Source organism: Psychroflexus maritimus, assembly GCF_011089875.1.
Lineage (GTDB): Bacteria > Bacteroidota > Bacteroidia > Flavobacteriales > Flavobacteriaceae > Psychroflexus > Psychroflexus maritimus.
Map to the genome: position 1 here is coordinate 1 of NZ_JAANAS010000049.1, position 22,982 is coordinate 22,982.

Here is a 22,982-nt window from a genome sequence, read left to right on the forward strand (position 1 = left end):
CACGATAGCTAAGGCTATCCTTCAAAAAATTGCCTTGTAACTGAATATCCTTATTGATTTTGACTTTGTGATTATAATCGAACTCAGGTTATTAACCTGTGTTCGATTATTAATATTTGTAAATCGGTTACCCTAGTTAAAATGGGAGTAAAAAAAATAAAACAATGAATTTAACCTAATTCATGCAGTTAAGTTTGATGGTATTTTTAAATCGATAATAAGACTTAGTCAAGTAGCTTTAGGATGAAAAATCTGTAAACTCTACCTCTTCTGCCTCTTTTATATATTCTAATTCTTTAAGCAACTCTTCAGAAAGATTAATTTCCTCGAAATTTAAAAGAGTATCTTTGATGAAACCTGCTTCATCAATTTCAACTTTGTAAAGATTACCATAAACACCATCTTCAATAGTAGTGTATTTATCTTTTCTTAAAATCTCATTAACAAATTGAGGTGTTGTATTGTTATGCCCGACAACAACCACGTTTTTACCATAAGTATCTTTCCAAAAAGTTTCAGAAAAAAGAGAGTCTGTTTTTGGTTCATATACTTTCGGTTTTCCCTTAAAGTTATGCATTATAGGGATTAACGTTTGATAATTTCGAGTAAACTTAGTCGTGTAGAAAGCTGTGAGTTGTTTATCAGTAAAATATTCTGCCCAGTAATTAGATCTTTTAATTCCTTCAAAAGTTAATTGAGGGTTTTCTTCGGTAGTTAAATCTTTCTCTGCATGACGAATGAAATAATAGGTTGTTTTGTCATATTCAGTAGTTGAACCTAGGGGATTAAAATTTACGTAACCCTTTGGTTTTTCAGCATCGCCGCAAGACAAAAGTATAGAGGCTATAAGTATCAAACTTAATTTTTTCATTCTAGTCGTTATTTTAGCTTTTCAAATGTATAAAAGTAAATCCAGTTAAACAAAACTATCGAGCCTGAAATATATATTAACCCGTGTTCTATTTTTTTAATTAGCTCAATTGTTTAGCGATTTTAGAAACTCTTTTTCGCTATTTAGAAGCTCATCTTTTAAATCGTCAATATTTAATTCATGAGTTCGATCTTTCAACATTGTTTTCAATAAAGAACGAGAAAACTTTGCATATCTCCATTTAAAATGCAAACAAGAGGCAATTAAATCCTTATAGTTTTTTGGCGCAAATGTATCTAATTGATATAAGTAATTAAAGGCGTTTTCTCTAACTTCAACAGGATATTTTTTATCTGTATAAGCGCTCAATTCATTAAAATATGCGGTTGTATTTTCTGGTTCAAAATCTTGGGTAGCTAGCGCCAGCATTAGCCATAACATTCTAAATTCACGGTCATAAAAACCATAGGTGTCTTTTGTCTGTGAAAGATAAATTTTTCTGTTAGATGGGATATTTCCCCATAAATGAAGTAATGCTTTTTCTTGTGTAAGGTAGGATTCATCAGCTAGAAGACCTTCATAAGCTTCAATTAATTGATTGGGAATTTGGTTTAGAGATGAAGCAATAGCTTGCCTTACTTGCCAACTTTTAGCTGAAAAAGCTTTCATGTAAAGACGAATAGCTTGAGATGATGATGAATTTGGAATTTGAAACACAGCTTCTGACGCATGGTAATGATTAACAGGATAAGTTAAAAACTTACTTAATTGTCCACTTTTTAAAGATAAATCGGTTTCTCTTAAAGCTATTAATTCTAAAAGAGGAGGTATAAAAACAGATTTTCTAAGTGAATTTAGTGCTTGATCTGCTGGAAAAGCAACTTGTTTTAACCAATCTATTTTGAATTGGGTTAAATCTCTTTTACTTACAGCTTCAACCTCTGCTAAAAAATCTTCAGTAGTTACGTTTTGGTAAGCATTTTTTTCTAAATAATTTTTAACTGCTGTTTTAAAGTTAGTCACACCCACTTTTTCTCTTAAAACGTGAAGCGCCCAAGCTCCTTTCTGGTAATAAGTCAGGCTACTTCCCCCCGATTTTATCAAAGCTTCTCCTTTGCCTTTGTCGCTTTCTTTTTTTAAAGCTTCCGCCCATTGATAGAGCTGAAAATAAAAATATTCATCGCCAAATATTTCACGTTCGGCTAATAAGGCGTAATAAGTTGCAAAGCCTTCATGCAACCAATGATGTTTACTTGAGGTTGCCGTAATATAATTGCCAAACCAGTGATGGGCTAATTCATGGGCGTTTACACTTACATAATTCAGATCCTTAAAACCTATTGAATCGGTTATAAATTGTTCAGAAAAAATAGTTAGGCCCGTGTTTTCCATTCCCGAGTATAAAAAATCTTTAACCGCAACTTGTTTAAATTTTTGCCATGGATAAGCTACTCCAATTTCTTCCTCTAAAAAATCAAAGATTTGTTGCGTATGTCTATAGGTAGGTTCAAATTGATGTTTGTACTTTTTGCTTAAAAAAAGTTGAATGGGTACTCCTGAGCTACTTTCTAGTTCTTCTGAAAGGAAATCACCCAATGCTAAAGCTAGTAAATAAGACGACATAGGCTGATTCATACTATAGTTCCATTGTGTAGTATTTTCACTTGAAACTTTATTTTGTAGTACTCCGTTAGAAAGCACATAATAATCTGTTGGTGCTTCAATGGAAAGATTGAAAATCATTTTTTCATTTTGGTCATCAATGCTAGGAAACCAATGTGAAGTATTTTTACCCTGCCCCTGCGTCCAAATCTGACCAACTTCAGCTTCTTCAGTGGGCACAAAATATAAACTTTGTTTTGGGGTTGCTTTATAACTGAAGCAAAAATTATAGGTGGTATTTGACTTAAAGTTGCCAATAAAGTACAGTTTATCTTTAGTGTTAGTAATTTGATAATGGGAAGCTTCATCACAACTTTTAACTTCCATATCAACCGCGTCTAGGTAAATGGTATCCAGGCTTTGCAGCGTTTGAATGGTATAATTTACTTTTCCTTCTATGGATTTTTGACTTGGTAAAATTTTTAAATCAGCTTTCACCTCTTTAAAATCAACTTTTTCTAGCTGTTGTGCAAAAAGCAGATTGAAGAAAGAAAAGAATAATAAATTTAAAAAAACAAGCTTCATTGTGTTCATTTTAAAAATTACTCATCAAATTGAAGAACATCTTTTGAATTAAAACCAATTTTTAGGGTATCGCCTAAAACGGCTTCATTAGTTACAACGGTCAAGTTTTCTCCATTTTCTAATTTTAGTAGAAGTTGAGAATGAGTTCCTAAAAAGGTTCTTTTTAAAATAGAAGCTTCAGTGACATACTCACAATCGGAGGCATTTATAGTAATATTTTCGTTTCTAATGGCGTGGCAACAATCCTCCTTAAGCGGGCACCTAAAAGCTTTTTTTAGGCCTTTGTTTAGTTGTACAGTATTTCCGAAAAGCGAAGCAACGTAAATAGATTGAGGCTGATTATAAAGCTTAGAAGCTTCGTCTTTTTGCACTAATTGGCCATTTTGAAGAATTAAAATCTCATCAGCTACAGCTAGAGCATCTTGCGTATCATGGGTAACAAATATAGCGGTAACCCCGGTTTTTTTAATGATATTAAAGACTTCATTTCTTAATTGATGCCTCATCATTGCATCCAAATTACTAAAAGGTTCATCTAAGATTAGTAACGATGGTTTAGGTGCCAAAGCTCTGGCTAAGGCTACTCGTTGTTGTTGGCCTCCTGATAACTCATGAGGATAGCGTTTTTCAAAATTAGTAAGCCCAACAAGATCAATTACTTCTTGTGCACGTTCTTTTTTGTTTTTAGATTTAGTTAAACCATAGATAATGTTATCCATCACATTAAGGTGAGGAAAAAGCGCATATTCCTGAAAAACCATCCCTATGTTTCGCTTTTCTGGAGCTACTACTTTTTTTAATGAAGAAACAAGGTAATTATTAAGTATAATTTCTCCTTGGTCTGGATTTTCAAGGCCTGCAATTAACCGAATTAAAGTTGTTTTACCACTACCACTCTCTCCAACAACCGCACAAATATGTCCTCGATCAATATGAAAATTAAGGTTTTTTAAGGCGAAGCTTTTTCCTTGATTAAAGCTTTTAGTTAAGTTGTTCACTTCAAGAATTCTATCCATTTTTGAGCAGTAATTTATTTAATATGATAACAGGTATTAAGGCGGTTAATATAATAAAAAGTGATGGAATAGAAGCCTGCATGACCATTTCATCACTTGCATAGCCATAAGCTTTAACTGCTAGAGTGTTGATATGGTATGGTTTAAGGATTAAAGTTAATGGTAATTCTTTTAAAATATCTATAAAGACTAAAATAAAAGCACTTAACATACCAGCTTTAAGCAACGGAAACTCAATCTTGAAAAAAGTTTTAAAGTTTCCCATTCCTAAAATTTTTGAAGAATCTGGAATACTGCTATTTACCTTGAGTGAAGAAGATTCTAGAGGCTGATAGGCTACGGCTAAAAATCGAACCACATAAGCATACACCAAAGCAATTAAAGTACCATTGATTATAAATTTAGAAGCCCAGCCTAATTCTATAAAAGTTTTATCTAGAGAAAGTGTTGGAATCATTATTCCAATAGCCACCACAGCACCGGGTATAGCATAACCTAAAACACCAAGTTTGGCAGCAGATTGTACACTGTAAATTTTATTCCATTTTGAAAAATACAACAATAATAATGCAAATAAAACAGTAAAACAAGCGGCTACAAAAGCAATTCCAAAGCTTTGTAAAGATAGCCAAAGCAAATCTTGATTAAAAACTTGCGTATAAGTTTTAACGGCCCATTGAAGAAGTTGTATAACAGGAATGAGAAAACCTAATACCACAGGTAAACTAACTAAGAAACTAAGAAGCAATTGTCTAGGAAAACTTAGCTTAATTCGATGATTAATACTTGTTCGTCCGGACTTCGGAGAGGTATATTGCAATTTCCTACGCTGGTATTTTTCTAAAATAATTAAAACAAAAACTATACTAAGTAAGAGCGCAGACAAATAAATGGCGGTTTCTGGCTCTTCTAAAGAAAACCAAGACCTAAAAATTCCAGTAGTAAATGTATTAACGCCAAAATATTGAGCTGCACCATAATCGTTAAGGACTTCCATTAAGACTAAAACTAGGCCTGCAACAATAGCTGGTCTAGATAAGGGAAAAATTAATTTAAAAAAAGATTTTGTTTCACTCACTCCTAAAAGTCGCGAAGCCTCTAACAAATTTAAGGCCTGAGTAAGAAAGAATGCACGAGCACTTACGTAAACGTATGGAAATAATGAAATGCCTAAGACAAATGAAAGTCCAACAACGTTCATCATGTCTAACTTAAAGTTTTCAATTCCAAACGGACTAATTAACCAAGAAAAGATGCCGCCATAATCCAAAAAACCTGCATAAGCATAAGCCATTATATACCCAGGAATTGCTAGTGGAATAATTAATAACCACTCTAAGTAGGTACGAAATGGAAACTCAAAGCGCGTAACTAACCATGCAGAAACTACCCCCGTCACCAAGGTTATAAGGGTACAAAGTACACTTAAATAAAGTGAATTTTTCAGGTAATCTACAAGTAAATAATTGGTGATATGTCCCCAACTTTCACCAGGACCACCAAAGAGTTTAAAAAAGATAGTAATAACAGGTACGGCAATAAATAATAGAATAAGGACGGTAAAAACCGTCCATTTATTTAAATCGCGAATACCGCGTTGAATTCTATGTTTAAAGGAAAAACTTTCCTGACTACTTCCAGCCTGCTTCATCAAATAAGATTACTGCTTTTTTGTTTAATTCACCTAACAAATTAAGGTGTAAATCATCCTCTTTAAAGTCTCCCCAAGCTTTTAATACGTCAGAATTTTCTACATTAGTATTCACAGGATACTCATAATTTGAAAGAGCAAAAACACTTTGCGCTTCTTCACTAAGTAAAAAATCTATAAACTGATTAGCTGCTTCTGCATTGGGAGAATGTTTGGCTACGCCAATTCCACTAACGTTTATATGCGTTCCTCTATCATTTTGGTTAGGGAAATATACAGCTACCTTATCCACTGCTTCCAATTCAGATTGATCGTTAGAATTAAGCATTTTACCAATGTAATAGGTATTTACAATAGCAATATCGCCTTCTCCGGCTGCTACTGCTTTTACCTGGTCTCGATCATTACCTTTAGGTTTTCTAGCTTGATTTTTAACCATGCCCTGAGCCCATTTTTTTGCAGCGTCTTCCCCATCGTTAGCCACTATTGAAGCCATTAAAGATTGGTTGTAAATATTAGACGAACTTCTGAACAAAAGTTTATCATTCCATTTTGGAAGAATCAAGTCTTCATAGGTAGATAAACTTTCAGGATCTACACGGTCTTTTGCGTAAACTAGTACACGAGCACGCTTAGTTAAAGCCACCCAATGATAATCTTTATCAATTAAATTTGGAGCTACCAAACTATCTATAGTTTCTTTGTTTGCTACAGGCTGCAGTAAACCCTTAGCTTTGGCCATGTGAAGTCTTCCTGCATCAACAGTGATTAAAACATCGGCAGGAGATTGCTCACCCTCTAAAACCATTTTTTGTATTAGCTCATCGGCTTTCGAGTTAATGACATTGACTTTAATTCCTGATTGTTTTTCAAACAACTCAAAAAGCGCTTTGTCAGAATCATAGTGACGATGTGTATAAACATTCAGTTCTTTATTATTGGCAGTTTCTTTCTTTTCTGAATTCTCTTTACAAGAAAATGAAATAAGAACGATTAATAGCAGAAGTGGCAATTTATTCATAACTTTTATTTTTTGGCAAATATAAAATAATTAAGCTTATTTAGACTGAATTTTAATAAAATATTTATCTTAACTTGTTTTATTAAAAGCTTCTAAACGTGTAAAAACTCTTTTATTTATTAAGTTTGTTCAGATTATTATTAGTATTTTGATGCTTCAAATTAATTCTTTTAAACAAAGCTTTATAATGCAGATAGTTAGCCTAGTACCAAGTCAGACAGAACTAATACACGATTTAAATTTGAACAAAGAACTTGTTGGGGTAACTAATTTCTGTTTGCATCCTGAACATTTAAGAACAGAAAAAACTATCATAGGTGGTACTAAAAATGTGAATGTAGAAAAAGTAAAAAAATTACAACCTGATTTTATTTGTGCTAATAAGGAAGAAAACACAAAGGCTACGGTTGAAGAATTAAGTAAAGAATTTGATGTTCACTTGGCTGATTTTCATTCAATAGAAGGAGCATTAGATTTGATACTTGAATATGGAAAGCTATTTAATAGAAATCTTGAAGCCAGACAATTACATCAAGAAATTACTCAATTAATCGCTCAAACCCAAGCAGAGCTCAAAAAAACTTCTCCTTTAAAGGTAGCCTATTTAATTTGGAAAGACCCCATTATGGTTGCTGGAAATAATACTTTTATTAATTCAATGCTTAAGCTTTTTAAATTGGATAATGTTTTTTCTCATTTAGAACGATATCCTGTAATAGATGAAAATGATTTGCAAGAATCAGATTTAGTTTTATTTTCTTCAGAACCCTATCCTTTTAATAAAAAAAACATCAAAGAAATAAACTTAGCTAATACGGCCTATCAAATTGTAAATGGTGAATTTTTTTCTTGGTATGGAAGCAGAATGAAAAAAGCCATTCCGTTTTTATTGGAATGGCGTAAGGGTTTAACTTAATTAAAAAGGGAAACTTAATTCATTGATTCAAGTATCTCTACAATGTCGCTTTCTTTGGTATCTGGATTAATAAAACAAAACCTTGCACAGGTTTCTGTTATTCCATCTTGTGTCCATTTAGTAGGCGTTACCAGAGCAAAATTAGCTTGATGGTTTTTATAGGTCCAATTTCTATAGTCTTCTGCTTCCCATCCTTTTCTTTTATACAAAACACATGAAAGGCCAGGCTCTCTTACAAGCTCAAGGTTTTGGTTATGTTGGATTTGTTGAGCCGCAAAATTTGCAAGACTAATTCCTCGTTCTATGGCTTCCGTGTATTTATTTGTACCATGCATGGCTAATGAAAACCAAAGAGGTAAACCTCTTAGTCTTCTAGTTAGTTGAATCTGGTAATCGGCTGGATTAAAGCCTTGAGCTCCTTCATCTTTAAAAATATCTAAGTAAGCTCCTTTTTGGGAATGTGCATTAGCCGCTAGCTCCATGTTTTTATAGATTACCGCCCCACAATCATAAGGAGAGAACATCCATTTATGTGGGTCTATAGTGATGCTATCTGCGCGTTCAATTCCTTTAAACAAATGCCTTACAGAAGGAGCTGCAAGCGCACCACCTCCATAAGCAGCATCTACATGATACCACAAGTTCTCTTTTTCGCAAACCTCAGCAATTCCGTCTAAATCATCAATAATACCAGCATTGGTAGTTCCTCCTGTAGCCACAACAGCAAACAATCGTTTTCTATCGAATTCTGTTAGTTTTTCAATTGCAGTTTCTAGCGCACTTCGTGTAAGTTTTTCGTTTTTTTCATCATCTACCAAAAGGATATCTGCATCAATTACCTTAGCCATAGATTTTATACTAGAATGCGCACCATTAGAAGTAATTAAAAGTGCTTTTAAGCCTTTATTATCATCATCCAAAGACCGCCAATATTCTCTTCCTGCAACAATTGCAGATAAATTTGCTGCAGTTCCACCTGATGTAAATACGCCAAATGACTTATCGGGAAGCCCGGTGAGTGAGACCAACCATTCCATAGCTCTATTTTCACAAAAAATACCACCGCCGCCTGTCATCCAATAAGCACCGTGAATACTAGAAGCTGAAGTTACCAAATCAAACAAAATAGCAGCTTTAGTTGGGGCAGCAGGAACAAAAGCCAAGTGTCTTGGGTGATCTACGGGAACAGCTGCTTTAGACAAAACATCCCTAAACAACTGAAAAGCCTTTTCTCCACCAATACCTTCTTCGGTTACTGTATCTCCAACCAACTTCAACAAATCTTCCTCTTTTGTTGGTTTTCCCATATCTGGATTAGTATTGGAAATCCGACCAATAGAATATTTCATTATATCGAGCATCATTTCTACTGTACCTATATCAATAGAATGCATACTTTTTACTTGTCTAGTCATAGCTGTTTTTTTTATTGAATGCAAAAGTACACTAAAGCTAGAAGTAGAAAAACAGAAGTAAATTAAATATTTGCTTATCAAATAGTAGGGAGATATATAATTTACTACTAATTTGACATAATAAAAGCTTCTTTGCCTTAAAACATTTCTTTACTGTTTATTGGCTAGTTGACCACAAGCCGCATCTATATCTTTTCCTCTTGAATGTCTTAGTGTAGCAGTGATTCCGTTTTTTTCCAATTGATTCATGTACATAGCCACTGCCTGGTCTGAGCCTTGCTCAAATTGATCATCATCAATGGAGTTGTACTCAATTATGTTTACCTTACATGGAATGTGTTGACAAAATTCAACTAAAGCATTAATATCTTCTTGTTCATCATTAATTCCTTTCCAAACAATGTATTCATAAGTAACTTGTTTTCTTGTTTTTTCGTACCAATAAATCAAAGCATCTCTCAAATCTTCTAAAGGAAAAGTTTTGTTGAAAGGCATTATTTGTGTTCTTATTTCATTTCTAGCAGAATGTAAGGAAACTGCTAAATTAAATTTGACTTGGTCATCGGCTAAACGTTTAATCATTTTAGGAACCCCTGAAGTAGAAAGTGTAATTCTTCTGGGAGACATTCCTAAACCTTCTGGGCTGGTTATTTTTTCTATGGAAGCCAACACATTATTGTAATTCATTAAGGGTTCGCCCATTCCCATATAAACAATATTAGAAAGCGGAATGCCATTATAAAGTTTACTTTCTTTATCAATAGCAACTACTTGATCATAAATTTCATCGGCATTTAGATTACGCATTCGCTTAAGTTGCGCAGTGGCACAAAATTTACAATCTAAGCTACAGCCTACTTGAGAAGAAACGCAAGCGGTTGTTCTTGAAAAAGTTGGTATTAAAACAGATTCAACTGTAAAGCCATCATGTAATTTTACAGCATTTTTGATTGTTCCGTCTTTACTCCGTTGCATTTGATCAACCTCAATGTGATTAATCACAAAATTCTCCTCTAACATCTCTCTGGTTGATTTAGCGAGGTTAGTCATGTCTGAAAACTTATAGCAAGCCTTATTCCAAAGCCACTCATAAACTTGATTTCCTCGAAAGGCTTGATCACCATTTTCAACAAAGAAGTTCCTCAACTCCTCTTTAGTTAATGTGCGTATATCTTTTTTCTTTTTCACCTTGCAAAGTTAGTGTTTTTAAAAAAAGTGAAAAGCTAAAATAAAGGTATCTTCAAAAACTTATTAAGCCTTGTTTTTATTGTTGAAATATTTTAAACTGGAAATTGATGTTTAAAAAAGTGAAAGTTTAACACCTATTACTAAATTGAAGAATTGAGTACGATCAAAAAAACTAGCATTAGATGCAGCTGTTTTTATATTCATAAAGTCAGTTCTATATTCTGGTTGAAGATAAATTTTAAACCCTTTAGATAAGCTATAATTTAATGGTAAGGAAACAAATAAAGTGTTTGCCGAATCTTCAAAATCTAAACTATTTGGACTATTAGTTTGGTAATTTCTAAACCTTGTCCTACCATAACTAAGGCTTGGCTCAATGCCCCATTTATTCGAGAATTTATACTGATACCCTAAATTTAAACCGTTAAAAGTTACATTGGTGTAGTCGTAATTACCAACTAAAATTTGCTCCTCCACGTCACCTCTTAAGTACTGGAAACGATAACCAAAGAAAAAAGCCGATTCAAAAATATAAAAATTAGCTTGTAACTCAGCTCCATAACTAAAATCAATAGCTTCAGAAGCAAAATTATCTCCAAACCCCATTGGTAAAACTCCCCCTAACTTCACGCCTAATAATTCGTGCTCGTTATTTAGTGAATCATCTTGCTGTGCAACTAATTGAAAGCTTATTGCAAGAAAGAAAAAACAATTAATAATTGAATTCAAATGCATTATTATTCAAGGTATTTGGATTAATTTCAATGACTTGATTTTCACCTCCATTTATAGAATATATAAATGTAAGTAATGAATTTTTATTTATGCCAAGATTTATATTTTCATTGGGATTATTTACATCGTTTGTACGGTTAATGGTGTTTGTGTTTTGGCAAGTAAATTCTTGGTTAAGGTCTTCAGGAGTTTCAATATCAAAAATACAAGAAGATGAATCTTGGTAGATTAATTGCCAATTAATAACCGCTGGCGAAGTTGAAGTTTTAGTTAGCTGAAATTCGAAGCTTATTTGTTCATGAAGGATGAAATCCCCTAAGTTAAAATTCATAGTTTCTTCTAGAACCGAATTATTAATAACAAACACTAGGCTAGAGAAATCTTTTAATAGCAATGCCTCATCATCTATTGATGTTAACGAATTGATAGCGAGGGTAACATAGTTTCCTGAAGGAACTAGTGAGGTAAATTCTACTTTCCCTTGTTGATCAGAAACACTATTTCCTAAAATTACACCAGAACTAAAAAAATTATTCCCTCTCAAACTGGTTACATTCACATCAGAAATGGGTTGGTTTTCAAGGTCTAAAAACTTAGCTTGGATACGGTAACGTTTGTCATCTTCTATTTCTGAACAAGAAATAAAAGAAAATAATACTAACAACAGCAAGCGGTTTTTCATGAGAAAATTTCATTTAAAAAACAATTAGGTGCTAATTTAATCATTTTGGTAATAAAAAATTGATAATCGTATTTAATTTTTAATTACCAAATCTCACTGAAAAAATAAGACTCTGCTTGTATCACTATATTACTCTAGACGAAGTTTGTAATCAAGTTAATGAGGGTATAAGAAAGTTCTACCTAATTCACAAATGGAAATAAAACATAGGGTGGACTTATTTTCAGTGTAAAAGCTATATTTGTAAGGCTAAAACTCTGTTTTTAGTCAAAACTAAAAAAGTTTTGGAGGCTAGTGAAATCTTTTAAAACCTAACCGCATTTTCAATTAATTCATCATACTCAGTTTTTGAGATTGATTTACCGCTTAGTTTCTTAGTTGTTATTAACTTTTTAGGTTTAATATTTTTCAAATAATAAATTTTGTCAAGTTCTTGAAGTTCGATAATTAAACCGGGAAGACCATTATAATGAAGTGGCCCTAAATTGATGGGAAGGTCTGAAGTAAACCAAGCGGCTATTTTAACAACAATTCCATTCTCTCTTTCTACTTCAACAACAGCTTTTCTTGCATGATAACCTCTTATGCGCTTTGTTTCTTCAGTAATTTTCCAATTCAAATCATTTGATTTGGTTAAAATATAATTTTTCCCGTTAATACTTTTTTGTATTTGAAAATTGTCATTCACATAGTCATAAACATATACCTCAGAATTTAAAATATATTTCCAGTCTGGGTCATTATCTTTACTGAGCCGTTCAATAGTTTCAAATCGACTATAATTAGAGTCAAAGGTTAACTTAAAAAATTCAATATCTTCATTTAATAATCGCTTCTTCTTTTTGTGTTGCTGTATAATTACACTTTTCACTTGGTTATTTTCAACCTTACTCGTATCTATTTGCAATGCCGCCATTTCAACACCGTAGGTTGCATACCCCGAAGTGTAATCTTGAGCTGAACCAATGAGGGCAAAAAGCAAAAAAAATAGTTTTAAATAGTTCATTTTAATGATGTTTAAAAGGTTTTATACTAGTTAAGAAGCTTTATAAACTACAGGTAAGATTTCACCTTTAGCAAGGGCGTATTTCTTGATTTCTTGTGCTGAAAAATTTTGTGTGTAATCAATAGCTTCTACACGAAAACCAAAGCTACTTAAAAAATCAAAATAGTCGCTACCATAAACCCTAACGTGATCATACTGCCCAAAAATTTTTGCACGTTCTTTGGGGTCGGTGATGCTGTTGTCTTCAAAAGTTTTTGCTAACTTCAAATCCTGAGGTACCTGCAGTACGGCAAAGCCTCCTTTTTTGAGTATTCGAAAGATTTCTTGAACGGCTTTTTGATGATTCGGAATGTGTTCTAGTACGTGATTGCAAAAAATCACATCAAAACTTTCATTTTCAAAAGGCAAGTCACAAATATCGGCATGTATATCGGCTAAAGGCGAATTTAAATCGGTAGTTGTATAAGTCAGATTTTTCATCTTTCTGAAGCGTTTATAAAAAGCTTGTTCAGGAGCAAAATGAAGCATTTTTAAGGATTCTGAAAAAAACTTCGTTTCATTTTTCAACCACAACCAGAGTAAACGGTGGCGCTCTAAGGATAGCGTGGAAGGCGAAAGCACATTTTCGCGCGAATTTTCGTATCCATAAGGCAAAAATTTCCTAAAGCTTTTTCCATCAATTGGGTCGGTATAAGTATTCCCTCTATACCACCAGGCTAGGAAAGGCCTCACCCAGTAGCTAAGCCGAATTAAAAGTGGACGAGGAAAAAGTTTTAAAGCCAGTTTAAATAATGATTTCAAAAGAGTGCATTTTTTGGCAAAGTTAAGGAAATGATTAAGAAACTTTAGAAAAGTAGTTTACAAAGCCAATAAAAACATACTTAGCCAAATTTTGAAGCTAAAAAAACAGCAAAAGCCTAAGTGTTCAAGCGTATAATTTCGCATATTTGCGCAAAATAAAAGTAACTTATGATTAATCTTTTTAGCGCACAAATTGAAAACCTTTCAGTACATCGAGTAGGAAATAAAAGTAGAAATGAAGGAATTTTTATTTCTCAGGACCCCTATCAACTTACCGACGAATTAACTCCTCTGATTAAGGAATACTTTTTAAAGTCGTTTAGAGATAAAGAAGAAAATTATTATCAGTTTATTCATGAAACCGATTTAGAGTTTCATCAGCTCCATACCATGGTTAGCGATATTTTCAACAATCCTTCGCAGGCGCATGAACAGTCTAAAAAAATTACCCGTTATCTGTTTGACCAATCGTTGCATCAACATATAAAGGGCGGTGAAGTTTATGTAGTTTACTTTGAAAATATGCTTCTAGACAACGAAAAAGTTGATGCTGTTGGTATTTTTAAATCAGAGTTAAAACACGACTTTCTTCAGTTTCAAGAAAAAGAAAACAACCTTGACGTCATTTTACAGCAGGGGGTTTATTTAAATAAATTAGACAAAGGTGCTTTGATTTTTAATAAAGAAAAAGAACAAGGCTATAAGATTTTATCTATTGATTCTAACAAATACGATACAAAGTATTGGTTGGAAAGCTTTTTGGGAGTGGACTTTTTTGAAGATGAAAATTTTTACACTAAGAAATACCTTAAGTTTTGCGAAAATTTTGCCAAAGATGTGGTTCTTCCTGCTGAAGATAAACAGCAAGAAGTATTGTTCATGAATAGAGCAATGAATCATTTTGCTTCTAATGATGAATTTGATGAACAAAAATTTATTGGAGAAGTGATTGAAAACCCAGATTTAGAACCCGAATTTAGGAATTACAAAGAGCAACAAGGCGACAAATACAGGGTTAACGAATTGGCTAATTTCCCTATTTCGAATACCGCCGTAACTGATGCTAGAAAAAAGGTAAAAAGTGTAATTAACCTTGATACGCATGTACAAATTAAAATGGATTTTGTAAGTGGAGACAGCGCTGAAAAATTCATTGAAAAAGGTTGGGACGAAGAACGACAAATGTATTATTACCTAGTCTATTTCAATAAGGAAGAGAAAAAATAGTCGATGAGCTAAAAAGCAACATTTAAGGCTTAAATTGGTATTCGATAGTACCCATAAAAAACCGCTTGAACTCTTAAGGACAAGCGGTTTTTTTTGTTAGTCAGATAATCTGATTAATACCTGTAGTATTCTGGTTTGAATGGACCTTCAACCTCTACGCCAATATAATCGGCTTGGTCCTTCTTCAATTTAGTTAATTCAGCTCCTACTCTACTTAAATGCAATTCAGCAACTTTTTCATCTAAGTGTTTAGGCAACATATACACTTCGTTTTTGTATTGATTGGTGTTGTTCCACAACTCCATTTGTGCCAAAGTTTGATTAGTAAACGAATTACTCATCACAAAACTTGGATGACCAGTAGCACATCCTAGGTTTACTAATCTACCTTCAGCAAGTAAAATAATAGCATTACCGTTGATGGTATATTTATCTACTTGAGGTTTGATTTCAATACGCGTACTTCCGTGGTTTTCTTTCAGCCAAGAAACGTCAATTTCGTTATCAAAATGACCAATATTACAAACAATGGTTTGATTTTTCATGGCTTCAAAATGCTCACCTCTAACAATGTCTTTATTTCCTGTAGTTGTAATTACTAAATCAGCTTTATGAAGTACAGTTTCTAGTCGCTTTACCTCAAAACCGTCCATGGCCGCTTGTAAAGCACAAATTGGATCAATTTCTGTTACCGTAACAATTGAACCAGCTCCTCTAAATGATGCAGCTGTTCCTTTACCTACATCACCATAGCCACAAACAATAACTTGTTTACCTGCCAACATAGTATCGGTAGCTCTTCGTATAGCATCTACTGCACTTTCTCTACAACCGTATTTATTATCGAATTTAGATTTAGTAACCGAATCATTAACATTAATAGCTGGCATCACTAAAGTTCCATTTTTCATACGTTCGTACAAACGATGAACTCCAGTAGTGGTTTCTTCAGAAAGTCCTTTAATTCCTTCAGCTAATTCTGGATATTCATCAAAAACCATGTTAGTTAAATCACCACCATCATCCAAAATCATATTGAGCGGCTTTCGGTCTTCACCAAAAAACAAAGTTTGCTCAATACACCAATTAAATTCTTCTTCGCTCATTCCTTTCCAAGCATAAACTGGAATTCCAGCAGCAGCAATAGCTGCAGCAGCATGGTCTTGAGTAGAAAATATATTACATGAGCTCCAAGTTACATCAGCTCCCAATTCTACCAAAGTTTCAATTAAAACTGCAGTTTGAATAGTCATGTGCAAACAACCTGCAATTCTTGCTCCCTTCAAGGGTTTTTGATTTCCATATTCTTTGCGAAGTGCCATTAAACCTGGCATTTCGTATTCTGCTAATTCAATTTCTCTTCGGCCCCATTCGGCTAAAGTGATGTCTTTTACTTTATAAGGAACATAAGGTACTGTCTCTTTACTCATAGATTTGTATATTTGATTTTTGAAATGCAAAAGTAACTATATTACTAAAAACTGGATGCCTGTTTATAAAAAGATAACAATTGACCAACAAACTAAAGTGTTGATTTGGAAAATAGAAGAAAGCTTAACTGAACTTACTAAAGGAATTAAACTCTGTGCTAATTCTACCAATCGTTTAAAAAAAATGAAATCTGAAGTTCACCAAAAGGGCTTCTTGAGCATCCGTCACCTACTGAAAGAGTTTGGATATACCGACTATGATTTGTTTTACAACGAATACGGAAAACCGCATTTAAAAGACGGAAACCAAATCTCCATTACTCATTCATTTGAATTTACAGCCGTAATTGTTAGCAACGTAAGAGTTGGTATTGACATTGAAAAACAGCGTGATAAAATAGTAAAAATTGCACCAAAATTCACTCCACTTGAAGAATATGAAAGTTTAGAAGGAGATAATTTAATTAAAAAACTTACCATTGTTTGGGGTGCCAAAGAATCGCTTTACAAACTCTATGGAAAGCAAGGTTTATTGTTTTTGCATGATATATTTGTAACCGACTTTAATTTATCTGAACAAACCACCACGGCTAGCGTAACCTACTATGGAAGTAAAAGCTACTATAATTTGCACTTTTTAGAAGTTGAAAATTATACCTGTGTTTATGCCACAGAAAATGAAAGGCACTTGACTTCATAAATCGGCTTGTTTATGAATTTTAGTAAAAGAATAAAGAAGATTGTAAGTAAACGCATTGAAAAATAAAACTGATAATGAGATTTTCAATTTGCAATTCCGATTTTAAAAGTTTACTTTGTAGTGCTCATTTTAATTTTATAATAACACCTTTTAACATTGGAAGACACCTTTAAACATCAAGGAAAGCGAAAACTTTTAGCAGAAAAACTAGCCGCAAAAGGAATCAAAGACAAGGCTGTTTTGGAGGCTATAGCTAGCATACCTCGGCATCTTTTTCTAGATTCTAGTTTTGAAGATCACGCTTATCAAGATAAAGCTTTTCCTATTTCTTCAGGTCAAACTATTTCACATCCTTATACCGTGGCTTTTCAAACCGAATTACTAGAGGTTCAAAAAGGCGAAAAAATTCTTGAAGTTGGAACAGGAAGCGGTTATCAAGCTGCTGTTCTTCATCATTTAGGAGCTAAAGTTTACACCATTGAACGTCAGCACAAACTCTACAAAAAAACGGCAACATTTTTAAAAAAAATTGGCTATAGTCCTAAGTATATTACTTTTGGTGATGGATATAAAGGAATTAAAACCTATGCGCCATACCATAAAATAATTGTCACCGCAGGGGCTCCCTATATTCCCAAAGATTTAATGGCGCAGCTTAAAGTGGGAGGCCGAATGGTTATTCCTGTAGGAGAAGATCCTCAAATCATGACATTACTCATAAGAAAAGATGCTAAAAAATTTGAAAAACATAGCTTTGGCGAGTTTAGGTTTGTACCTTTATTAGAAAATAAAAATTAAAATGAAATATTGCTATTTTTTATATCTATTTTTAGTTGCATTCATTCCCTTAAATGCTCAAAATTACACGAGCTATTTCACGGGAGAATCTGAAAATATAACAACTAATCCATCCTTTGGAATTTGTTTAATGGGTGGTGCTTCTGAAGATGACCAAGCCATGCAATGGTTTTTGAACAAGGCTGATGGTGGTGATGTGGTTGTTCTAAGAACTTCAGGAACAGACGGGTACAATGATTATTTTTATTCAGAATTAGACACCAATCTTAATTCAGTTGAAACTTTAGTTATTCATAATGAAGCTGGTGCAACCGACCCTTATGTGCTCAATGCTATTGAAAATGCAGAGGCTATTTGGTTTGCAGGTGGCAATCAAGCTACTTACGTCAACTACTTCAAAGGAAATGCAATGAATGACGCCTTAAACAATCATATTAATATAAAACAAGCTCCTATTGGTGGAACTAGCGCTGGAATGGCTATAATGGGTGAGTTTTATTTTGATGCTATTAATGGAAGTGTAACTTCAGAAGAAGCCTTAAGCAATCCCTTTAACCCTTCAGTCTCTATTGGTCAGGGAAGTTTTCTAGATAATCCGTTTTTAAATCAAACCATTACTGACACCCATTACAATAATCCTGATAGAAAAGGGAGGCATAGTGTTTTGATTTCTAGAATAGTAGAAGAAACACAAGAAGTAGCTTACGGCATTGCAGCCGATGAATTTGTTGGAATCTGTATTGATGAAAACGGTGAAGCAATAGTCTTTGGAGAATATCCAGAATTTGACGATTACGCATATTTTATTCAAGCTAACTGTGAAGAAGATTTACTTCCAGAAGTTTTACAAGCCAATCAATCCCTAACATGGAATAAAGGAAATAAAGCCTTAAAAGTTTACCAATTACCCGCCTCTTCTACAGGCACAAATTCTTTTAATTTAGCCAACTGGGAAGAAGGTAACGGTGGTAATTGGCAAGCTTGGTGGATTGAAGAAGGAGATTTTTTTTCTGAAATGACTGAAGATTTTGAATGCGAAAGTTTTTCGAAAGAGGAATTTGATTCAAATGAAATTGACCTCTACCCTAACCCTACAACACGATTCATTGAAGTACGAACTAACTATGCAATTAGTCAACTTAAACTTTACAGCATTAGTGGAAAAGAAGTAAAAGCTTACCCCAAAAACATCAGTCGAATAGACCTCATCAACTTGCCCAATGGTATCTATTTATTAGAAATAGTCACGAATCAAGGAAGCATTACCAAAAAGATTATCAAAAACTAAATTGTATTATTCTGATAAACAAATAGTTTAAAATTTATTCAGAAAAATGTGGTCTTCATGCACAAATTTTATTGAGTATTTACTTTGAAAATTAAAAAAGCTTAGTATATTTGCACTCGCAAATTAAGGCAATGTTCTTATTTTATTGGAGGAATGGCAGAGTGGTCGAATGCGGCGGTCTTGAAAACCGTTGTACCGCAAGGTACCGGGGGTTCGAATCCCTCTTCCTCCGCAAAAACCCGCAAATTTGCGGGTTTTTTTATGGGAAAAACTAATTCAATTCGGGATGTAGCTTAGTCCGGTTAAAGTGCGCGTCTGGGGGGCGCGAGATCGGAGGTTCGAATCCTCTCATCCCGACTTAACTAAAAGCCTTATTTTCAACAAAATAAGGCTTTTTTGTTGAAAAACAGAGGCTCACATAAATTTTCTGGAGGTTAAGCAAATAATTTCTACAGTCTAAACATGAAGAATTTAACTTCGACTACTCTACTTTGATTGGCCCTAAACAGTTTTACCTTTTATAGGTAAATCTTTATTGAGGTGCATCAATAAAATTCTTTGGATTCATAATCAGATGGATTATATCTCTTAGGAAGTATGTTTTTCTCATCTAACTAACTATGAAAACAATCCTTTTTGGTATTTAAATCACCTAGTTCTTTGAAATCTACAACATCAAAATAATTAAGTAATCTAACAGGTAAAAACGAACTCAATATTGAATAATCCATCTAGGCTTTTTTCGACAAATCTAAGACTTATCCCCATATTTTTTATGTGACCCCTTTAAAACCAAAAAATATAAGGTATTTTAAAAATTTTTATTAAATTTGATATTAGTTTTAAGAATATAAAACCAACAAAATGAAAAACATCCCATTTCTGTTATTATTTTTTACAACAATAATAGCCTATACTCAAGAAAAAAAAGACCTATTAAAATCATTTCAAAATAATCAAAAATCAGACTTAGAGAGTTTTAAGCTAGTCGGATACGAAGAAGAAGGAAATGAATCCTATTACCGTTACGAGTTACCCGACAAAGATCACTTTTCCATTACATTTAAAGAAGGCGAAGTAGTCTATCTAGAAATTAACAATATAAGTAAAGAAGCCACAAGTGCTAGCCTTTTTGATTTCAATTTTCAGCAAACGAAACTTATAGATATTCACGAAAAATTTAACTCAGTTGGGTTTATTTATGAAAACAGAAACAAAACTAAAATGAATAATCAGTTTGTTACATTTACTTGTTATAAAATTAAAGATTCAGGATTAATCATTTCATTTGTCACGCAAATTGACCTCGTCAAACTTCAGTCAATAGAAAGTAAAAATGAGTTGCTTGAAAATTTAAAATTATCCACAGTAATTGTTGCCAAAGAATCCTACCTGGATATAGTTTGGGGTAAAGAAAAGATTTACCCAAACAGTAAAACTTATGAAATTGGTTTATGATTTTTTTATTCATCTTTAATTAATTTTAAGCTAAAATGTTTACTATTGTAATAAATTAATCAAACTTAGAACAAAAGCACTTGTGAATATTTAAACTATTGAATAAGATAAATAGGTTGAAGTTTGGGATATATACGAGTTGGCATAAATTTGAAAAAAATGAGAAAACTATTAATATTATTTATGATTTTAAGTCTTTATTCGTGTTCGAATGATGACGATGGTACAGGAAGTTCTCTGCCTGCAATAACTTCCGAAGGAAAAAACACTTTTGGATGTAAAATTGACGGAGAAACTTTTTTACCCAGAAATAATGGCGGATTTAGTGCAGGTTATACAACCGTATTGAGAGCACAATACCGATATTATGAATACGAATATTATGGATTAGAACCAGGATATCACCTAGCTATTAGCGCCTATAATTCTTTAACAAACAAAAGCATTAGAATAGAATTACCTGCATCAAATGAACCAATAATTACTGGAGAAACCTATCCCATAACTCTAAAAAATAATGGTAATATTTCAGCAGAATATAGTTTTTCAACAAATACTCAAGACCCAGATAATCCAAACATTTATTATTATAATTCATTTAATCACATCACAACAGAAAATTATAATGGAGAAATAACTTTTAATTTAGTTGATGAAGAAAACCAAATAATTTCTGGTGTGTTTTATTTTAGTTGTATAAATCCTGAAACTAATGAAATAGTAGAAGTTCTTGACGGTCGATTTGATATTGAATATGATAACTGGTTCTAAAAAAACTTATGCCAACACCGTATATAATTTATTGCTAGTTCTAGCTTACTTACGAAAATCCTCGCGGATTTTCTATTCGGTTTTTATTTGCTAAATTAGGTGCTTAACCACGCAACAAACCATATACAAAAACGTTGGCAACTATTTAATAAATGAAATCACTGAGAAAAAATATAATACTGATTTTACTGGTATCGTTGGTAGCATCATACACATTTGCACAAAGTGTAGATTTTGGGACAAATAATTATATTGAATATCAAATTGGAAACCTCCCTTTGGTTATATCTGTATCGCATGGCGGTAATATAGAGCCTGCTTCTATACCTGACAGAACATGCAATAATCCTGTATATGCTGTTGATGCATTCACCATTGAAACTGCATTAGAGATAAAGAACCTACTCTTTGCTAAAACGGGCTGCTATCCTCACATAATTATTTCTCATTTAAAACGAAATAAACTAGACCCAAATCGAAATTTAGCGGATGGAGCATGTGGTAATCAAGAAGCAATGACTGCATGGCAGGAGTTTCATAATTTTATTGATACCGCAAGGAATACTGCAAATCAACAGTATAATGATAAAACATTCTTCGTGGATTTGCACGGGCATGGAAATCCCATTCAAAGGGTTGAGCTTGGATATTTGCTATATGATGACGAACTTGAATTGTCAGATAATACCCTGAATACATCACAATACATTAACTATAGTTCAATAAAAAATTTGGCTACAAGTAATGTTAACAATTATACTCATGCGCAATTATTAAAAGGACCATACTCATTTGGTACATTATTGTCAAACAAAAATTATCCTGCGGTGCCTAGCCAAAACATTCCATTTCCTGGTACAAATTCAAATTATTTCAGTGGTGGTTATATTACAGCAAATCACACTAGTTATGACCCAGGAGCTCCTATAAATGGGCTACAGATGGAGCTTAATTTTACAAATATCAGAGATACTCCTGCCAATAGAACTGAGTTTGCAATTGCTTTCGCTGAAGCTATAATTGAATATATGAATACACATTTTAATCTGAGCTGGAACACATGTAACCCTCTTTCGACAATTAATACCTTTCCAGATAAACCTTTTTCTGTCCATCCAAATCCAATCTCCAGAGGTGATCTGATTCATTTTGACATACCAGAAGACACCATTTATGAATATGAGCTATTTAACTTACAAGGCCAATTGACTGCCAAAGGAGTGCTAAATTCTGATAGAACTATAAATTCAAAAGAACTAAATTCAGGTCTCTATTTAATAAAAGTATTTAATAAATTAAATGGTGTTTTTATGACCATGAAAATTATCATTCATTAGAAACAGTAGCTAACAACGTATATAAAAAATAGCGGTTTAAACGCTTAATCGAAAGAAAATGAATAAATTAAAAGTCAGTTATAAATCGAAAGTTTAGTGAGCAAAATCCGCTACTTTTCATATATAAGGCCGTTCTATTGCATAATGAAGAAACAAAAATCTAAAATAAATGTTTGACAATTTAGAAGAAATAAAAAGAGTATGTTACACTAACAGGATTGAAGAAATAAACAATCTTGTAAAAAATAATGACATTAAGGAATTAGCTGAAAAAAAGATATAGCTACTTTCGGCAATAAAAAGATATATCGAAAGTAGTAAAGAATTTATGTACGATTTTCATCATTTACCGTATCTTAGAAAAACGCTTATTCATTTATATTCTTTAAAAGAATATTCAACTCAGTCATAGCGTATATATAGAATTCCAAAGTTGGATGATTGTGCAATATTTTTGTTTTAAATGTGTTCAATATTTTTCAAA

Annotated in this window: 20 protein-coding genes and 2 tRNA genes; 10 read left to right on the forward strand and 12 right to left on the reverse strand. The window is 32.9% G+C overall.

Annotated features, from left to right (window positions below; translation table 11 throughout):
- Positions 1-238 precede the first annotated feature (238 nt).
- The 5 genes from G7034_RS06790 to G7034_RS06810 form a co-directional block, all read right to left on the reverse strand.
- Positions 239-871, reverse strand: coding sequence for a phosphoglycerate mutase family protein (locus tag G7034_RS06790; protein WP_166400215.1), 633 nt, complete (start codon positions 869-871; stop codon positions 239-241).
- Between the two features lie 105 nt (positions 872-976).
- A complete protein-coding gene (locus G7034_RS06795) occupies positions 977-3,058 on the reverse strand; it encodes a M1 family metallopeptidase (protein WP_166400216.1) in 2,082 nt (693 codons plus the stop codon).
- 17 nt (positions 3,059-3,075) lie between these two features.
- The gene (locus tag G7034_RS06800) at positions 3,076-4,074 is read right to left on the reverse strand and encodes an ABC transporter ATP-binding protein (RefSeq protein ID WP_166400217.1); all 999 of its coding nucleotides are present in this window, start codon (positions 4,072-4,074) and stop codon (positions 3,076-3,078) included.
- The gene (locus G7034_RS06805) at positions 4,067-5,725 is read right to left on the reverse strand and encodes an ABC transporter permease (RefSeq protein WP_166400218.1); all 1,659 of its coding nucleotides are present in this window, start codon (positions 5,723-5,725) and stop codon (positions 4,067-4,069) included. Before G7034_RS06805 ends, G7034_RS06800 begins: the two co-directional genes overlap by 8 nt.
- Complete coding sequence (locus G7034_RS06810) at positions 5,706-6,746, reverse strand: Fe(3+) ABC transporter substrate-binding protein (RefSeq protein ID WP_166400219.1); 1,041 nt, start codon at positions 6,744-6,746, stop codon at positions 5,706-5,708. Before G7034_RS06810 ends, G7034_RS06805 begins: the two co-directional genes overlap by 20 nt.
- A gap of 187 nt (positions 6,747-6,933) precedes the next feature.
- On the opposite strand from G7034_RS06810, the gene G7034_RS06815 reads away from it, so the two are divergent.
- Positions 6,934-7,662 carry an ABC transporter substrate-binding protein gene (locus G7034_RS06815; protein WP_166400220.1) on the forward strand — a complete coding sequence of 243 codons (729 nt, stop codon included), beginning with the start codon at positions 6,934-6,936 and terminating at the stop codon, positions 7,660-7,662.
- Positions 7,663-7,676: 14 nt separating this feature from the next.
- Here G7034_RS06815 and G7034_RS06820 read toward each other — a convergent pair whose 3' ends face one another.
- From G7034_RS06820 to G7034_RS06845, 6 genes are all read right to left on the reverse strand, one after another.
- The gene (locus tag G7034_RS06820) at positions 7,677-9,056 is read right to left on the reverse strand and encodes a pyridoxal phosphate-dependent decarboxylase family protein (protein ID WP_166400234.1); all 1,380 of its coding nucleotides are present in this window, start codon (positions 9,054-9,056) and stop codon (positions 7,677-7,679) included.
- Positions 9,057-9,227: 171 nt separating this feature from the next.
- Positions 9,228-10,265 (reverse strand): 23S rRNA (adenine(2503)-C(2))-methyltransferase RlmN, encoded by a 1,038-nt coding sequence (gene rlmN / locus G7034_RS06825; protein ID WP_166400221.1) that lies wholly within the window; start codon positions 10,263-10,265, stop codon positions 9,228-9,230.
- A gap of 111 nt (positions 10,266-10,376) precedes the next feature.
- Complete coding sequence (locus G7034_RS06830) at positions 10,377-10,994, reverse strand: outer membrane beta-barrel protein (protein ID WP_166400222.1); 618 nt, start codon at positions 10,992-10,994, stop codon at positions 10,377-10,379.
- Positions 10,978-11,664, reverse strand: coding sequence for a hypothetical protein (locus G7034_RS06835; RefSeq protein WP_166400223.1), 687 nt, complete (start codon positions 11,662-11,664; stop codon positions 10,978-10,980). The genes G7034_RS06830 and G7034_RS06835 overlap by 17 nt, the downstream gene beginning before the upstream one ends.
- Before the next feature lie 322 nt (positions 11,665-11,986).
- Positions 11,987-12,688, reverse strand: a complete 702-nt coding sequence (locus tag G7034_RS06840; protein WP_166400224.1) for a GLPGLI family protein — start codon at positions 12,686-12,688, stop codon at positions 11,987-11,989.
- 30 nt (positions 12,689-12,718) lie between these two features.
- The gene (locus tag G7034_RS06845) at positions 12,719-13,489 is read right to left on the reverse strand and encodes a class I SAM-dependent methyltransferase (protein ID WP_166400225.1); all 771 of its coding nucleotides are present in this window, start codon (positions 13,487-13,489) and stop codon (positions 12,719-12,721) included.
- 168 nt (positions 13,490-13,657) lie between these two features.
- On the opposite strand from G7034_RS06845, the gene G7034_RS06850 reads away from it, so the two are divergent.
- The gene (locus tag G7034_RS06850; RefSeq protein ID WP_166400226.1) at positions 13,658-14,716 is read left to right on the forward strand and encodes a nucleoid-associated protein; all 1,059 of its coding nucleotides are present in this window, start codon (positions 13,658-13,660) and stop codon (positions 14,714-14,716) included.
- A 113-nt stretch (positions 14,717-14,829) separates the two neighbouring features.
- On the opposite strand, the gene ahcY is transcribed toward G7034_RS06850, so the two are convergent.
- On the reverse strand, positions 14,830-16,146 hold the full coding sequence (gene ahcY, locus G7034_RS06855; RefSeq protein WP_166400227.1) for an adenosylhomocysteinase: 1,317 nt from the start codon (positions 16,144-16,146) through the stop codon (positions 14,830-14,832).
- Between the two features lie 55 nt (positions 16,147-16,201).
- Between ahcY and G7034_RS06860 the strand changes: the two genes are divergently transcribed.
- The 8 genes from G7034_RS06860 to G7034_RS06900 all read left to right on the forward strand — a co-directional run bounded on the left by G7034_RS06860 (position 16,202) and on the right by G7034_RS06900 (position 22,498).
- Positions 16,202-16,846 carry a 4'-phosphopantetheinyl transferase family protein gene (locus tag G7034_RS06860; protein ID WP_166400228.1) on the forward strand — a complete coding sequence of 215 codons (645 nt, stop codon included), beginning with the start codon at positions 16,202-16,204 and terminating at the stop codon, positions 16,844-16,846.
- 156 nt (positions 16,847-17,002) lie between these two features.
- A complete protein-coding gene (locus tag G7034_RS06865) occupies positions 17,003-17,644 on the forward strand; it encodes a protein-L-isoaspartate(D-aspartate) O-methyltransferase (RefSeq protein WP_166400229.1) in 642 nt (213 codons plus the stop codon).
- Position 17,645: 1 nt separating this feature from the next.
- On the forward strand, positions 17,646-18,932 hold the full coding sequence (locus tag G7034_RS06870; protein ID WP_166400230.1) for a T9SS type A sorting domain-containing protein: 1,287 nt from the start codon (positions 17,646-17,648) through the stop codon (positions 18,930-18,932).
- 147 nt (positions 18,933-19,079) lie between these two features.
- A tRNA-Ser gene (locus G7034_RS06875) sits at positions 19,080-19,164 on the forward strand.
- 50 nt (positions 19,165-19,214) lie between these two features.
- Positions 19,215-19,289, forward strand: a tRNA-Pro gene (locus G7034_RS06880).
- Between the two features lie 507 nt (positions 19,290-19,796).
- Positions 19,797-20,390 (forward strand): hypothetical protein, encoded by a 594-nt coding sequence (locus tag G7034_RS06890; protein WP_166400231.1) that lies wholly within the window; start codon positions 19,797-19,799, stop codon positions 20,388-20,390.
- Positions 20,391-20,549: 159 nt separating this feature from the next.
- Entirely contained in the window at positions 20,550-21,161 is a 612-nt protein-coding gene (locus G7034_RS06895; protein ID WP_166400232.1) for a DUF6252 family protein, read from the forward strand.
- Between the two features lie 152 nt (positions 21,162-21,313).
- Entirely contained in the window at positions 21,314-22,498 is a 1,185-nt protein-coding gene (locus tag G7034_RS06900) for a T9SS type A sorting domain-containing protein (protein WP_166400233.1), read from the forward strand.
- The last annotated feature ends 484 nt before the right edge of the window (positions 22,499-22,982 follow it).

Coding starts and splice junctions, on each gene's coding strand:
- G7034_RS06805 (WP_166400218.1), bottom strand. CDS start 5,725: ATGAAGCAGGCTGGAAGTAGTCAGGAAAGTTTTTCCTTTAAACATAGA.
- G7034_RS06900 (WP_166400233.1), top strand. CDS start 21,314: ATGAAATCACTGAGAAAAAATATAATACTGATTTTACTGGTATCGTTG.
- G7034_RS06815 (WP_166400220.1), top strand. CDS start 6,934: ATGCAGATAGTTAGCCTAGTACCAAGTCAGACAGAACTAATACACGAT.
- G7034_RS06820 (WP_166400234.1), bottom strand. CDS start 9,056: ATGCATTCTATTGATATAGGTACAGTAGAAATGATGCTCGATATAATG.
- G7034_RS06850 (WP_166400226.1), top strand. CDS start 13,658: ATGATTAATCTTTTTAGCGCACAAATTGAAAACCTTTCAGTACATCGA.
- G7034_RS06860 (WP_166400228.1), top strand. CDS start 16,202: ATGCCTGTTTATAAAAAGATAACAATTGACCAACAAACTAAAGTGTTG.
- G7034_RS06890 (WP_166400231.1), top strand. CDS start 19,797: ATGAAAAACATCCCATTTCTGTTATTATTTTTTACAACAATAATAGCC.
- ahcY (WP_166400227.1), bottom strand. CDS start 16,146: ATGAGTAAAGAGACAGTACCTTATGTTCCTTATAAAGTAAAAGACATC.
- G7034_RS06840 (WP_166400224.1), bottom strand. CDS start 12,688: ATGAACTATTTAAAACTATTTTTTTTGCTTTTTGCCCTCATTGGTTCA.
- G7034_RS06790 (WP_166400215.1), bottom strand. CDS start 871: ATGAAAAAATTAAGTTTGATACTTATAGCCTCTATACTTTTGTCTTGC.
- G7034_RS06800 (WP_166400217.1), bottom strand. CDS start 4,074: ATGGATAGAATTCTTGAAGTGAACAACTTAACTAAAAGCTTTAATCAA.
- G7034_RS06870 (WP_166400230.1), top strand. CDS start 17,646: ATGAAATATTGCTATTTTTTATATCTATTTTTAGTTGCATTCATTCCC.
- G7034_RS06895 (WP_166400232.1), top strand. CDS start 20,550: ATGAGAAAACTATTAATATTATTTATGATTTTAAGTCTTTATTCGTGT.
- G7034_RS06810 (WP_166400219.1), bottom strand. CDS start 6,746: ATGAATAAATTGCCACTTCTGCTATTAATCGTTCTTATTTCATTTTCT.
- G7034_RS06795 (WP_166400216.1), bottom strand. CDS start 3,058: ATGAAGCTTGTTTTTTTAAATTTATTATTCTTTTCTTTCTTCAATCTG.